Consider the following 13,458-nt stretch of genomic DNA (forward strand, 5'->3'; position numbering starts at 1 on the left):
AGATGAGCATTAGAATTGGCAATGCGCCGTGTTCATGGGGCGTTGAGTTTCCTGACGATCCACGCAATCCGGCCTGGAGGACTGTCCTGCAAGAGTGCTCGGGAGCAGGATACAAGGGCATTGAACTTGGACCTGTCGGCTTCATGCCGGAAGACCCTGCGGTCCTTTCGGAAGCCCTTGCGCAATATGACCTGGAATTAATTGGTGGTGTCGTTTTCCGGCCGTTTCATGACCCGGACGCCTGGGAGAACGTGTTGGACGGCACGCACCGGACGGCCAAGGCTTTGGTGGCACATGGTGCCCAGCACATGGTGCTGATCGATTCCATTTCACTCCGCCGCGCCCCAACCGCTGGGCGGCCTGAAGAAGCTGAGCAGATGAATGCTTCCGAATGGACGGCATACCGGGACCGTATTGCTGAGGCTGCAAAAATCGGTACCGAAAATTATGGTCTGACAGTCGGAATTCATGCGCACGCAGCTGGCTTCATGGAATTCGAGCCGGAGCTTGAACGGCTTTTGAACGAGGTCGATGAGAAGTATCTGAAGATCTGTTTTGACACCGGCCACCATTCTTATGCCGGTTTTGACCCTGTCGCCTTCATGGAACGCAACATCGGGCGGATCTCCTACATGCACTTCAAGGACGTCGACCCGAAAGTTAAGGCCGATGTGGTCGCCAATCGGACAGGTTTCTACGATGCCTGCGGGCAGGGAATCTTCTGTAATCTCGGCGACGGGGATGTCGACTTTCCAAAGGTGCGGCAGATCCTTCTCGACAACGGGTTCCAAGGATGGTGCACGGTGGAGCAGGACTGTGACCCGACGCTGGATGTGTCGCCGATCGACGATGCACGGGCTAACCGTGAGTATCTGGAATCCATCGGTTTCAAATAAGGGCAGGACCAATGGCACGATTGAATTGGGGCATGATTGGCGGCGGTGAAGGCAGCCAGATCGGGCCGGCGCACCGGCTTGGCGCCGGTCTTGATGGAGCGTTTTCCTTTGTTGCGGGCGCGTTGGATCATCGGCCTGAAGCGGGCCGGGAATATGGCCAACGGTTGGGCTTGGCGGCTAATCGTGCCTATGGCGACTGGCGGGAAATGCTGGACGGCGAAAAGGGGCGCGAGGACCGGGTCGATCTGGTCACAGTGGCAACGCCTAACGCTACCCATTTCGAAATCACCAAGGCTTTCCTTGAGAACGGGTTTCATGTCCTTTGCGAAAAGCCGATGACCATGACGGTCGAGGAGGGTGAGGAAATCGTCCGGATTTCCAGGGAAACCGGGAACATCTGCGCGGTCAACTATGGCTACACCGGCTATTCTCTTGTCCGGCACATGAAAGCGATGGTCGCGCGTGGCGATCTTGGAAAGATACGCTTGGTCAAGGCGGAATTTGCACACGGGCACCACGCTGACGCAGCCGATGCCGACAACCCGCGGGTCCGGTGGCGGTATGACCCGGCCCAGGCCGGGGTTTCGGCGCAATTCGCCGATTGCGGCATTCATGCGCTTCACATGGCGTCGTTTGTGACGGGGCAGGAAGTTAAACGCCTGTCCGCGGATACTGTTTCCTGCATCTCAAGCCGTGAGCTTGAAGATGATGCCATGGTGAATTTCCGAATGGATGGCGGAGCGGTTGGCCGGCTCTGGACGTCCTCTGTCGCGATTGGTCGGCAACACGGATTGACCCTTCAGATCTTTGGCGAAAAGGGCGGATTGCGGTGGTCCCAGGAGCAGCCCAACCAGCTCTACTGGATGCCGCTCAACGGACGCCTGGAGATCATTGAGCGCGGCGAAGGGGGGTTGTCCCCTGAGGCCGACCGGACGTCGCGGGTCACGATCGGGCATGCGGAAGGAATGCCGCTGGCATTTGCCAACATTTACACCGACCTCGCCGAAGCCATTCAGGCGCGCAAGAGCGGTAGGACTATGGATCCGGCGGCAGATCTTTACCCGCGGGCCGAAGACGGCTTGCGTTCAATGGCGGCGGTCTTTGCGGTCGCGGACAGCGGAAAACGTGAGGGTGTTTGGGTAGACGCCCGCCCGCCCATGTTCAGGTAGGCTGATAGGACCCGCGTTTCTGCGCCCGGTGTCCTAGAGCGTGAAACGCTCTAGGACACCGGGCGCAGAAACGCGGGTCCTATCAGCCTACCTGAACATGGGCGGGCGGGCGTATACCTAAACACCTTTAAGTTTATTGAGACAATCAGTTCCACAGAGGAATTGATGATCTGTTGAACCGGTTGGCGGATCGTCGTCAGATTGATGTTCTGCCAACCTGCCATTTCCATGTCGTTCAGGCCAATGATGCCGATATCGCCTGGAATATTTAGGCCGGCATCCTCAATCGCGCTCAAGACCCCAATCGACAGAACATCATCGCCGCAAAAATAGGCTTCGGCGAGTGGGCGGATACCAAGAAGGCGCTGCATTTCCTCCCGGCCTGCCTCAAAGGAGTAGGCCTTCGCGTAGCTGACAGTCATCTCCATGTCTGGATGCCGCGAAATCTCTTCTGAAAACCCCTTGAATCGGTCCTGCGTGGATGTGGCTGTGTCTGGGCCGCCAAGAAACGCGACGTGCTTGTAGCCACGTTTGGCGAGCTCCAGTGCCGCCATCCGGCCGCATTCCACGTTGTCGATGCCGACCACATGGAATTCTGGCGCGGTCGAGTACCGTCCGAAGCTGTTTACCACAGGCACTCCGGCATCCTTGAATGCCTTGGAAAAGCCGGGCGGCAGGGTGGACGAGGCAACAACCACGCCGTCGACTGAGTACTGCCGGAGCATGCGCACGGATGCTTCCGGGTCGGTCTCATCAGACAGATTTACCAGAAGCGGCCGCAACCCCACGCCCTGAAGCTTGCGCGTAAACTGGTCGAAAACTTCCAGAAAGATCGGATTGTGAAAGTTGTTGGAAACCAGGCCTATCAGTTTCGTGCGTCTGGTGGTCAGTCCACGGGCCAGAATATTCGGCGTATAGCCAAGCTTTGTGGCCGCTTTCTCAACTTTGCGGCGGGTCTTGTCTGAAACGGATGCGCCGTCAGTGAAGGTGCGCGAAACGGCAGAGCGCGACACGCCTGCAAGTTCGGCAACTTCTTTCAAGGTAACGGTCATCGGTCCATCATTCCAAACAGTTAGATAAGGTGTCTTACCTTAACATTCCTCTGCGAGCAGTATGAATTTTCGTTTTCCATTTTGCAACCGGTTGCAAAATGGATCAGATCATGTTTTTCTGATGCGGAGAGAGGGCCAAGGGCCGCTCTTTGACCATGAAAATGGCAATCCTTGGGAGGACGGAATGAGATCAACTCTTAAGTCGCTGCTGCTTGCCGCAGCGGTCATTGCTGCCCCGCTCGCCGGGGCTCAAGTCGCATCAGCCGAAGGCGAGAAGTATATTCTCGTCAGCCATGCGCCGGACAGCGACAGTTGGTGGAACACGATCAAGAACGGCATCGCCCTTGCCGGCGACCAGATGGGTGTTGACGTCGAATACCGCAATCCACCGACCGGTGACCTTGCGGACATGGCGCGCATCATCGAACAGGCCGCGGCTTCGGGACCGAACGGCATCATCACGACATTGTCCGATCCGGACGTTTTGTCCGGGCCAATCAAGGATGCTGTGGCATCCGGCATTGACGTTATCATCATGAATTCCGGCACACCGGACCAAGCCCGCGAAGTCGGAGCCTTGATGTATGTCGGTCAGCCGGAATATGACGCCGGCCATGCGGCGGGTCTGCGCGCCAAGGGAGATGGCGTGACAAGCTTCCTGTGTGTGAACCACTACATCAGCTCCCCGTCATCGACTGAGCGCTGCAAGGGGTTTGCAGACGGTCTTGGTGTGGAGCTGGGTGATCAAATGATCGACAGCGGTCAGGATCCGGCTGAAATCAAGAACCGTGTTCTCGCTTACCTCAATGCTAACCCGGATACCGATGCCGTTTTGACGCTTGGTCCGACCAGTGCAGATCCGACCTTGCTGGCGCTGGATGAGAACGGCATGGCCGGCGACATCTACTTCGGGACGTTTGACCTTGGTGAGAACATCGTTGAGGGCATCAAAAGCGGTGTCATCAACTGGGGGATCGATCAGCAACCGTTCCTGCAGGCTTACCTGCCGGTCGTGGTCCTGACCAATTACCATCGCTATGGCGTTCTGCCGGGCAACAACATCAACTCGGGCCCTGGTTTCGTGACCAAGGACGGGCTGACCCTGGTGGAGAAGTTTGCGGGCGAATACCGCTGATTTCCATAGGTATAGGGTGGCGCGTTGCGCCGCCCTTTTTCACGAATATCAAATCAAAAAAATTGAGCCGGGGAGGGCCACATGACCGAGGCCAACGTGGCAGCGTCCGCTGATGAGCGGGTGAAGCAGCAATCCAACTTGCAAAAAGCTCTTATCCGCCCGGAGCTCGGCGGGATGTGCGGCACAATTATCGTATTTGCCTTGTTTCTGATTTTTGCCGGCGACAGCGGTATGTTCAGCGCTCAAGGGATGATGAACTGGTCGACCGTCTCCGCGCAATTCATGATCATTGCCGTGGGTGCCTGTCTTTTGATGATTGCGGGTGAATTTGACCTGTCTGTCGGGTCCATGATCGGCTTTTCCGGGATGATGATCGCCATCTTTACGGTGACGCTCGAGTGGCCTGTTTGGCAGGCGATCCTTGCAACCTTTGTCATGGCGCTCGCGATCGGTGCGTTGAACGGTTACATCGTGGTGCGCACTGGACTGCCGAGCTTCATCGTGACACTCGCATTCCTGTTTATCTTACGTGGCTTCACCATCTACCTGCCACAAATTATTGAGCGCAAGACCATCATTGGCGGGGTTGACCGTGCGGCCGAGGGCGACTGGTTCGCATCCCTGTTCGGCGGCAAGATCCTGACCGGTTTCTTCGCTTGGATGGGCGACGCTGGCATCATCGATGTGTTTGAGCGCGGCTCTCGCGCTGGGCAGCCGGTGGTCGAAGGCATCCCAATGCTGATCGTCTGGGCGATCGCATTGGTCATCGTTGGCCACATTATTTTGACCCGCACCCAATTCGGAAACTGGATCTTTGCAGCGGGCGGCGATGCGCAAGCAGCGCGCTATGTGGGAGTTCCGGTCAACCGCGTCAAAATCCTGATGTTTATGTTCACGGCCTTTTGCGCCACTGTCTTTGCAACGTGCCAGGTCATGGAGTTCGGGTCGGCCGGGGCTGACCGCGGGTTGCTCAAGGAATTCGAAGCGATCATCGCTGTTGTCATCGGCGGAGCGCTGCTCACTGGCGGGTACGGCTCGGTGATCGGAGCCGCGCTGGGCGCCTTGATTTTTGGCGTGGTCCAGCAAGGGCTCTTCTTTGCAGGCGTGGAGAGTTCCCTCTTCCGGGTTTTTCTCGGCGTGATTCTGCTCTTTGCGGTGATCCTGAACACCTACATCCGCCGCATCATCACAGGGGAGAGATAAGATGACGTCCACGCACGCTCCCATCATTCAAATGCAGGGGATTGAGAAGCATTTCGGTTCGGTGATCGCGCTTGCCGGTGTTTCGGTCGACATTTATCCGGGCGAATGTCATTGTCTTCTCGGCGACAACGGTGCCGGTAAATCGACTTTCATCAAAACCATGTCCGGAGTCCACAAGCCGACCAAGGGAGAAATCCTGTTTGAAGGACGGCCGATGCATTTCTCCGATCCAAGGGATGCGATCTCTGCCGGTATCGCGACGGTGTATCAGGACCTTGCGATGATCCCGCTGATGTCTGTCAGCCGGAATTTCTTTATGGGCAACGAGCCAATCCGTCGTCTCGGTCCGCTGAAGCTCTTCGATCATGATTATGCAAACCGGGTGACGATGGAGGAGATGCGCAAGATGGGCATCAATCTGCGCGGTCCGGATCAGGCAGTTGGAACCTTGTCCGGCGGTGAGCGCCAGACCGTTGCCATCGCGCGCGCAGTTCATTTCGGAGCCAAGGTCCTGATCCTTGATGAACCGACTTCAGCGCTCGGTGTCCGTCAGACGGCCAACGTCCTTGCAACCATCGACAAGGTGCGCAAGCAGGACATCGCGGTTGTTTTCATCACCCACAATGTCCGGCATGCGCTTGCCGTTGGAGATCGGTTCACGGTGCTGAACCGCGGTCAAACGCTTGGAACGGCGCAGCGCGGCCAGATCACACCGGACGAGCTCCAGGACATGATGGCCGGCGGTCAGGAGCTGGTTGCCTTGGAGGATTCTTTAGGGGGAACAGTTTAGTAGATGCAGTCCCGGTGATCGACAGGGGCGGTATTGAGTAATCGTAGGCGGCGGAGACGCTTGCTGATCCTTATACTGCTGTGTTTACGTTCGACGTAGTCAACGAATTCGAGGGCGTACGGCTGGAAAGTTCTAATAGCGCCGAGAACAGACCAATTGCCTAAACCGGGTAACGGTTTCTTTATGCAAGTTATATGAGGAATGGTAATGGCTACTGATCGCCGTCAAGAAGATCGCAATGCATTTTGACCCATCCATGGCGAATGGGAGCATTTGCTCGTAGCGCTATGTGCTTTTGCGGATGAGCTGCCTCGAGATGTTCGCTTGAGACGGCTCTGCCATGAAGTCCGAAAATGCTCTGCCTATACTTGAACAGCAGATAGATTATCCGACGGGTGTTTCTAGACCCTTCGCAACAGACTGACAGTATAGTCGGCATCACGGCTTCATGATAGTTTCGCTTGAGTTATCAGCAGCTAAGCTTTGTCTTTCAGAAGTTCGGCGGGCGAGGAACTCGACCCGTCGGTACATTGTCCACTATTTTCAAGAAATAGCGGTGGGTCTTATTTTCCCGAGCTTACCCTCTGGAAAAGTCGAACGTTTCGGAATAATGGCACGCGACATAGTGTTCGGGTTCCAATTCCCGCCATTCGGGCGCTTTGGTGGCGCAGCGGTCATTGGCGAAAGGGCAGCGAGTGTTGAACCGGCAACCCTCGGGCGCATCGAGCGGGTTCGGGATTTCGCCGGTCAGTTTGATCGGATTGAACTCTGCATCGGGATCAGCCTGCGGAATGGCGGACAGGAGCGCGTGGGTGTAGGGATGTTTTGGGTTGAAGAATAGATTTTCGGTCGGCCCATACTCAACAAATTTGCCAACATACATCACGGCGACCTTGTGACTCATCTGGGCAACGACCGACAGATCGTGCGCTATGAAAAGAAAGGCAACGCCCATCTCTTCCTGCAGATCCTTCAATAGATTGACGATCTCGGCCTGAATGGAAACGTCCAGAGCTGATACGCTTTCATCACAGACAACAAAATCCGGTTTGGAGACAAGCGCGCGGGCAATACAGATACGTTGCCGTTGTCCGCCGGAGAAAGCGTGCGGGAACCGGCGCAGATGTTCCAGATTGAGTTTACAGCGACTGGCGATCTCTCGCACACGGGCATCAATTGCATCGCGATCTTTCATCATACCGGATGCGATCAAGGGCTCCGCAATGATATCGCGAACCGTCATGCGCGGATTGAGCGACGAGTAGGGATCCTGAAAAACAAGGCTCATTTTGGAACGGAACAGACGCAGCCGCTCAGCAGCAAGCGAAGAGAGCTGAACCGGACCTTCGGAAAACACCATATTCATATGTTTGCGGAATTTACGAAGTTCTTCTCCCTCAGCATTCGCCAAATCAACATCGTCATCGATTGTATGAAAGAAGACATCTCCGTAGGACGGGTCGATAGCCCTCAGGATCGCGCGGCCAACGGTTGTTTTGCCGGACCCGGATTCTCCGACCAGTCCGACTGTTTCACCGCGATTGATATTGAAACTGACACCGTCGACAGCGCGCAGCGTTTGCACCTCTGAGGAGAACAGCTTCTTTTTTTGGATCGGGAAATGGACTTCAAGATCCCGGACTTCGATCAGAACGTTGCCCGTGGTCATGCTGCGCTCCTTCCGCTTTTAGGTTCATCATGCAGCCAGCAGCGAACAGCGCGACCGGGGGCGGGGGTGAGTTCCACAGGCGTCCTGACGTTGCAGATATTGTTGATTGCGTCCGGGCAGCGGGTATGGAAAGGACAGCCGGATGGCCGTTCTGTCGGGCTCGGGATATCGCCGGGGACGGGGGATAAACGATCATGCAAAGTCTCAAGGCTCGGGATCGCCTTTAAAAGACCTTGGGTATAGGGGTGCTTGGGATCTCGGATGACATCACGAGTGGCACCGCGCTCAACGATGGTGCCGAGATACATCACCGCAACCTCATCAGCGATTTGTGCAATCACACCGAGATCATGTGTGATGAAGATCATGGCCATGCCAAGGTCTCGCTGAAGCTCGCGCATCAGGTCCAGAACCTGTGCCTGAATGGTGACATCCAGCGCTGTTGTTGGTTCATCGGCAATCAGAAGGGCGGGACCTGCGGACAGGGCGAGCGCGATCATGGCGCGCTGACGCATGCCGCCGGACATTTCATGCGGATATTGGTCAATCCGGACCGCGGCGTTCGAAATGCCGACCTTTTGCAACATCTCAACGGCAAGCTCGCGTGCTTCACGTTTTCCGCAGCCGCGGTGAAGGCGGATTGCCTCGATCATTTGGTTGCCGATGGAATAGACCGGCGAGAAGCTTGCCATAGGCTCCTGAAAAATCATGCCGATTTCGCCGCCCCGCAAGGCTCGCAGCTCTCTGGAACGGGGCTTGATTTTTTCGACCTCGATTTCCTTGCCGTTCTTCGAGCGGTAAGTGATCCGTGTTTCCGGCGACAGATGCGCATTGCCTGGCAGAAGGCGCATCAGGGCCTTGGTGGTGATCGATTTGCCTGAGCCGCTTTCGCCGACAAGGCCAAGTGTTTTGCCAGCCTCCACCCAAAAACTGACACCCTGCACCGGTGTGATCAAGCCTTCGTCAGTGCCAAATGAAATGGAGAGGTTTTCAACGTTAAGCATGAGTTCTCTCCTCACCGGGCTTCGCTGTAAGGATCGGCTGCGTCGCGCAGACCGTCGCCGATGACCGTGAACGCGAGTACCGCGACCACCACAAAGAGAGCGGGGATAAACAGCCAAGGTGTTTGTTCAATGACGCGAACCGACTGCGCTTGCTGCAGCAATACGCCCCAGGATACCGTCGGGGGGCGCAATCCGAGGCCGACAAAGGACAGGGCGGTTTCAGCCAGGATCATGTAGGGGAAGGAAATCACCATATCGACGATGATGAAGCTGGTGAAACTCGGGAGCATGTGCTGGCCAATAATCCTGCCGGGACGGGCACCGGCGAGCCTTGCGGCGACAACGTAGTCCTCATTGCGGATCGAGAGGAGCTGGGAGCGGATGCGGCGCGCCAAAGTTGGCCAGCCGAAGAAACCCAGGATCAGGGTCATGGCAAAATAGACCTGCGTGGTCGACCATTCCTTCGGCATGGCGGCTGCAAGGCCCATGTAGAGTGGGATGATGGGGACGACCCGGACAACTTCCGTAACACGCTGAATGACATTGTCTGTCATGCCTCCCGCATAGCCAGCAATACCTCCGATCAGCAGGGCCATAACAAAAGAAATCAGAACGCCGATCACGCCAATGGAGAGCGAGGTGCGGGTGGCGTACATGGTGCGGGAGAAGACGTCTCGGCCGAGACTGTCTGTGCCCCACAGGTGCAACTTTGCCTCCGCGTCCGACAAACCGAACAAATGCCGGTTGGTTGGAATGAAGCCAAGCACCCGAGTCTCCTCGCCCTTGGCGAAGAAGGTCACATAGACGCGCTTTTCCGGGTCGGGGATTGAGATGGCACGCAAGGTGACCGGGTCACGTTTTGTGGAAACACCATGGATGAACGGTTGGATAGAACACCCGTTCTGATCGCAGAACATTGGAATTTGCGGGGCTCCGTCGATGTATTTTGTATCGCGGGTCGTCGGGCCGTATGGCGCGACAAACTCCGCGAAGATGCCCATCAAGGCCATCAGACCAAGAATGATACTGGCAATCATGGCCGCCCTGTGCCGTTTGAACCGCCACCAGATCAAAGTCCATTGAGAGGCTGAATAGTATTTCAGCCGCTTCTGACGTTCCTTTTCCTCTTGCGCACTTAGTTTGCCTGCGGTCGCATCGGTCATGGATCAGGCTCCCAGTTTGATGCGCGGGTCGAGCCACGCCAACAAGATATCAGACAGAAAATTCATGAACACGATCATGAAGGTGAGGAGCAGGAGGATCGCGCCAGCCACATACATGTCGAGATCGAGATAAGCTTTCAAAAGAAGCTCACCGAGTTCTGTCAGACCGAGAACGGCGGCCACGATGGGAAGCTCTGAAAAGATGCGGTTCACATCGAAGCCGATGGTCGAGACGATCGGGTTGATGGCAAGCCGTGCCGGATACTTGATAAGAAGCTTGCCTTCCGGCACTCCGCGCGCCCGCGCGGCCGTTACTGAAAGCCGGTTCAGCTCATCAGACATGGTCGCGCGCATGGTTTGGATCTGATAGGCGACAGCGGACCAGGCCAGGACAACTGCGGGCAACCACAAATGCTTGATGAGATCCCATGCCTTGGCGAGCGACCACGGCGCGTTCTTGTATTCGGCTGAAAACAGCCCGCCGATATCCGCTCCAAACCATCGATTGGCGAAATAAAGAAGGATCAGTGCAAGCAGAAAATTCGGCAGAGCAAGGCCGAGATAGGAAAAAATTGTCAAACCGTAATCGGCTGCAGAGCCCCGCTTAACGGCGGCGTAGATCCCGATGGGGATCGAAACGACATAGGTAATGATGAGCGTCGTAAAGAGGATCGCCAGCGTGAGCCAAACCTTGTCGCCCATGACCTTGACGACCGACGTTTCAAACGCAAAAGCCTGTCCGAAGTCGCCGCGCAGGACGATGTTTCCAATCCAATCGAAATAGCGCAGGACCATTGGCTTATCGAGGCCGAGTTCGACTCTGATCGCCTGAATGTCAGCTTCGGTCACAGAGACGCCCGTGCCGGAGTATTTGCGAAAGGCGTAGCGGTCCGCGTAGTCGCCCGGTGGCAGCTCCATGATGATAAAAACCATCATCGACACAAGAAGCATCGTGACGGTCATCCCCACCAGACGCTCAATAGTGAACCGCAGCATAGGACTTCTCCCCCGGGCAAACGCGCTGCCCCACCTCACGGCATATTAAACTTGTGCCTGCTTAAGCCCCGTCTGGCCGGACGAGATGTTTCTTGGTCTTTTCAGAAAGACTGTCGGGCGCAGAGCATGAGAACTCCGGGACATAACTGCCCCGGAGTAGCTTCAGGAATTTGGACTTACTGGGCCAGGAACCACTGCTGGGCCCGGTACGGGTAAGTCCAGTAGTAGTCGTAGGCTTTCGCCGTCAGCGGCGGAACGTTCTTCAGAGCGTTCGTGTAGACATACGGCTCCGGAATTTCCGCAACCACACCTATCTTGATCATGTTGTCCAGGTGGATCTTCATTATTTCAGCACCAAGTTCATTACTCTTGTCGGTGCCGAGCGGATGCTGCGTAAATTCCGCTGCTGCTGCAAACAGACGCCGGATGTCTGCCGGCGGTTCAACACCTTGAGCGCCGTTTGTTTCGATCCACGTCGCCCAGTCGGCATGGCCTTTCGGGTTGAACGGATCGCCCGGGAACAGCGCGTCAGTCGCATCCTGGCTGATGTTCGGACCGGATACGCCATCGTTCTTCCAGGTCATCACGTCGACGTCGTTGGCGTTTGCAGCTGCACGGTATTCGTCCGAAGTGACTTCACGGACATCGACTTGCAAACCAAGATCCGACCAGTATCCGGCGGTCAGCTCGTGAAGCTGGGACGCAGTGCCCTGGCTGGCAAACACGATGCGGATCGCAAGCGGCTTGCCGTCCGGGCGCTGGCGGACACCGTCGCTGGCCTTTGCCAGACCCATTTCATCGAGCAACGCGTTGGCCTTTGCCGGGTCGTAGTCGATGAAAATTGACAGGTCTTCTTCGGAGAGGAAAGGCACTGTGACATGTTCAGCAGCAGCTGTTTGAAGCGGCTTGCCTTGACCGAGATAGACGATTTCGTTGATCTCATCACGGTTCAAGCCCATGGACAGAGCCTGGCTGAAACGCGGATCGGAGAAGATTTCGCGCAGGACCGGATCTTTATGAGTGCGGTTGAAGCTGTAGAACGGAGATTGACCGAGCGTCGGTGCCAACGCCGCGGTGTAGTTGCCTTTGGCTTCGTTTTCTTTCAGCAGCGGGAAGTCATTCAACTGCATGGCCTGCTGCTTCCAGGTGACGTCGCCATTTATAATACGCAGGTTCACCACTTCGCGTTCCGGGACATACTCTTCGTTGATTTCAGAGATGTACGGCAGTTGGTTTCCGGCCGTATCGACCATGTGGAAATACGGGTTGGCAACGAGCTTGCGGCCTTCCGTGTTTTCCTCAACCAGGATGTGGGATTCCAGCGTCGGCTTGACGGCAACACCGATGTTTTTGACCTTTTCGGCGTCCTTCATTAGCGGGGACGGAACGTCAGTCCAGTCGGAGTTGCCGTAGAAGAAGTTGACAGCTTCCGCTTGGTTCGCAAAACCGTCGGCTGTGCGCAGGTCTGCAGCGTTCTCATTGTACTTGTCCAGATAACGGCCAAGGAAATGTTTCGGCAGAAAGGTTTGGCCGTAGTCAATCGCCCAACGGTTCAGGAGGTTCGGCTGTGCGACTGGGAAAGTGAACTTTACGGTTGTCGGATCGACGGCTTCGACCGTTGCAGGCTTGCCGTCAAACAGCCACCGACCCGGAGCCTTTTCGATGACATTAGGGTTCATCAGAACGTCATTGTACCAGAAGGCAACGTCTTCGGCGGTGAATGGAGCGCCGTCAGACCACTTGTGGCCATCACGGAGCTTGAACGTCAGCTCGGTAAAATCGTCGTTCCAGGACCATGATTTAGCAACGTTTGGAACAATCGTTTGCAGGTCGTCAGAGTAGCGGACCAGGTTCACGTGACGGATCGACAGGAGATCGGAAGTGCCGGACTCGGTGCCACGGGACAGACCGGTCAGCGTGCCGCCATAGGTCCCGATCGCTTCGTAAGGAGCCACGACCAGTGGTTCAGCTGGCAGGCGCTCGGCGACGTTGGCGAGATCGCCATTGCCCTGGATCTTGCTGTTCAGGTCATTGATGGCCGGGTTCTGGGAGAAAGTGAGGGCGCAGGAACCCTTTTCCTCGAACTCGGCCAGTTCAAACTGCTGGGGGTAATCAGCAGTGAGGCCTTTCATGTCGGAAACAGTCACTGCCGGGCAGTTGGCAAGCGCCGGAGTGGCCAGAACGGCCAGGGCGGCACCCGAAAGAAGGAAAGATTTGAAGGTCATTACAGGCTCCTTGAGGAGTAGATTGGCAGCGCCTGTAACACCGGTTTTTCAAGACAGTTTGATGAAATTAATTATTGTATAGTTTTTTATTATGAACTTGATAGTGACATTTAACCTTTAGAGAATGATTTCTTGGGAGCCCTAGGTGCGCGAACT

Annotated in this window: 11 protein-coding genes; 5 read left to right on the top strand and 6 right to left on the bottom strand. The window is 56.1% G+C overall.

Annotated features, from left to right (window positions below):
* The first annotated feature begins 2 nt into the window (after positions 1-2).
* Together SADFL11_RS23160 and SADFL11_RS23165 are read left to right on the top strand one after the other, a co-directional pair.
* Entirely contained in the window at positions 3-896 is an 894-nt protein-coding gene (locus SADFL11_RS23160) for a TIM barrel protein (protein WP_008191034.1), read from the top strand.
* 11 nt (positions 897-907) lie between these two features.
* Positions 908-2,065 carry a Gfo/Idh/MocA family protein gene (locus SADFL11_RS23165; RefSeq protein WP_008196067.1) on the top strand — a complete coding sequence of 386 codons (1,158 nt, stop codon included), beginning with the start codon at positions 908-910 and terminating at the stop codon, positions 2,063-2,065.
* A gap of 50 nt (positions 2,066-2,115) precedes the next feature.
* On the opposite strand, the gene SADFL11_RS23170 is transcribed toward SADFL11_RS23165, so the two are convergent.
* Positions 2,116-3,117, bottom strand: a complete 1,002-nt coding sequence (locus SADFL11_RS23170; RefSeq protein ID WP_134853117.1) for a LacI family DNA-binding transcriptional regulator — start codon at positions 3,115-3,117, stop codon at positions 2,116-2,118.
* Between the two features lie 184 nt (positions 3,118-3,301).
* On the opposite strand from SADFL11_RS23170, the gene SADFL11_RS23175 reads away from it, so the two are divergent.
* The 3 genes from SADFL11_RS23175 to SADFL11_RS23185 all read left to right on the top strand — a co-directional run bounded on the left by SADFL11_RS23175 (position 3,302) and on the right by SADFL11_RS23185 (position 6,245).
* On the top strand, positions 3,302-4,252 hold the full coding sequence (locus SADFL11_RS23175; protein WP_040452434.1) for a sugar ABC transporter substrate-binding protein: 951 nt from the start codon (positions 3,302-3,304) through the stop codon (positions 4,250-4,252).
* Between the two features lie 81 nt (positions 4,253-4,333).
* Positions 4,334-5,455, top strand: coding sequence for an ABC transporter permease (locus tag SADFL11_RS23180; RefSeq protein WP_008196292.1), 1,122 nt, complete (start codon positions 4,334-4,336; stop codon positions 5,453-5,455).
* A gap of 1 nt (position 5,456) precedes the next feature.
* A complete protein-coding gene (locus SADFL11_RS23185) occupies positions 5,457-6,245 on the top strand; it encodes an ATP-binding cassette domain-containing protein (protein WP_040450925.1) in 789 nt (262 codons plus the stop codon).
* Positions 6,246-6,822: 577 nt separating this feature from the next.
* On the opposite strand, the gene SADFL11_RS23190 is transcribed toward SADFL11_RS23185, so the two are convergent.
* From SADFL11_RS23190 to SADFL11_RS23210, 5 genes are all read right to left on the bottom strand, one after another.
* The gene (locus SADFL11_RS23190) at positions 6,823-7,914 is read right to left on the bottom strand and encodes an ABC transporter ATP-binding protein (RefSeq protein WP_008197317.1); all 1,092 of its coding nucleotides are present in this window, start codon (positions 7,912-7,914) and stop codon (positions 6,823-6,825) included.
* Complete coding sequence (locus SADFL11_RS23195) at positions 7,911-8,918, bottom strand: ABC transporter ATP-binding protein (protein WP_008189276.1); 1,008 nt, start codon at positions 8,916-8,918, stop codon at positions 7,911-7,913. Before SADFL11_RS23195 ends, SADFL11_RS23190 begins: the two co-directional genes overlap by 4 nt.
* 11 nt (positions 8,919-8,929) lie before the next feature.
* Complete coding sequence (locus SADFL11_RS23200; RefSeq protein WP_008188595.1) at positions 8,930-10,081, bottom strand: ABC transporter permease; 1,152 nt, start codon at positions 10,079-10,081, stop codon at positions 8,930-8,932.
* Positions 10,082-10,084: 3 nt separating this feature from the next.
* A complete protein-coding gene (locus tag SADFL11_RS23205; protein WP_040450924.1) occupies positions 10,085-11,077 on the bottom strand; it encodes an ABC transporter permease in 993 nt (330 codons plus the stop codon).
* A gap of 176 nt (positions 11,078-11,253) precedes the next feature.
* Complete coding sequence (locus tag SADFL11_RS23210) at positions 11,254-13,302, bottom strand: ABC transporter substrate-binding protein (protein WP_008192255.1); 2,049 nt, start codon at positions 13,300-13,302, stop codon at positions 11,254-11,256.
* Between the last annotated feature and the right edge of the window lie 156 nt (positions 13,303-13,458).

This window comes from Roseibium alexandrii DFL-11 (genome assembly GCF_000158095.2).
In the GTDB taxonomy this organism is placed as follows: Bacteria; Pseudomonadota; Alphaproteobacteria; order Rhizobiales; family Stappiaceae; genus Roseibium; species Roseibium alexandrii.

Bases quoted from the DNA above. Each gene is read 5' to 3' on its own strand.
- SADFL11_RS23160 (WP_008191034.1), top strand. From the start codon at position 3: ATGAGCATTAGAATTGGCAATGCGCCGTGTTCATGGGGCGTTGAGTTT.
- SADFL11_RS23165 (WP_008196067.1), top strand. From the start codon at position 908: ATGGCACGATTGAATTGGGGCATGATTGGCGGCGGTGAAGGCAGCCAG.
- SADFL11_RS23170 (WP_134853117.1), bottom strand. From the start codon at position 3,117: ATGACCGTTACCTTGAAAGAAGTTGCCGAACTTGCAGGCGTGTCGCGC.
- SADFL11_RS23175 (WP_040452434.1), top strand. From the start codon at position 3,302: ATGAGATCAACTCTTAAGTCGCTGCTGCTTGCCGCAGCGGTCATTGCT.
- SADFL11_RS23180 (WP_008196292.1), top strand. From the start codon at position 4,334: ATGACCGAGGCCAACGTGGCAGCGTCCGCTGATGAGCGGGTGAAGCAG.
- SADFL11_RS23185 (WP_040450925.1), top strand. From the start codon at position 5,457: ATGACGTCCACGCACGCTCCCATCATTCAAATGCAGGGGATTGAGAAG.
- SADFL11_RS23190 (WP_008197317.1), bottom strand. From the start codon at position 7,914: ATGACCACGGGCAACGTTCTGATCGAAGTCCGGGATCTTGAAGTCCAT.
- SADFL11_RS23195 (WP_008189276.1), bottom strand. From the start codon at position 8,918: ATGCTTAACGTTGAAAACCTCTCCATTTCATTTGGCACTGACGAAGGC.
- SADFL11_RS23200 (WP_008188595.1), bottom strand. From the start codon at position 10,081: ATGACCGATGCGACCGCAGGCAAACTAAGTGCGCAAGAGGAAAAGGAA.
- SADFL11_RS23205 (WP_040450924.1), bottom strand. From the start codon at position 11,077: ATGCTGCGGTTCACTATTGAGCGTCTGGTGGGGATGACCGTCACGATG.
- SADFL11_RS23210 (WP_008192255.1), bottom strand. From the start codon at position 13,302: ATGACCTTCAAATCTTTCCTTCTTTCGGGTGCCGCCCTGGCCGTTCTG.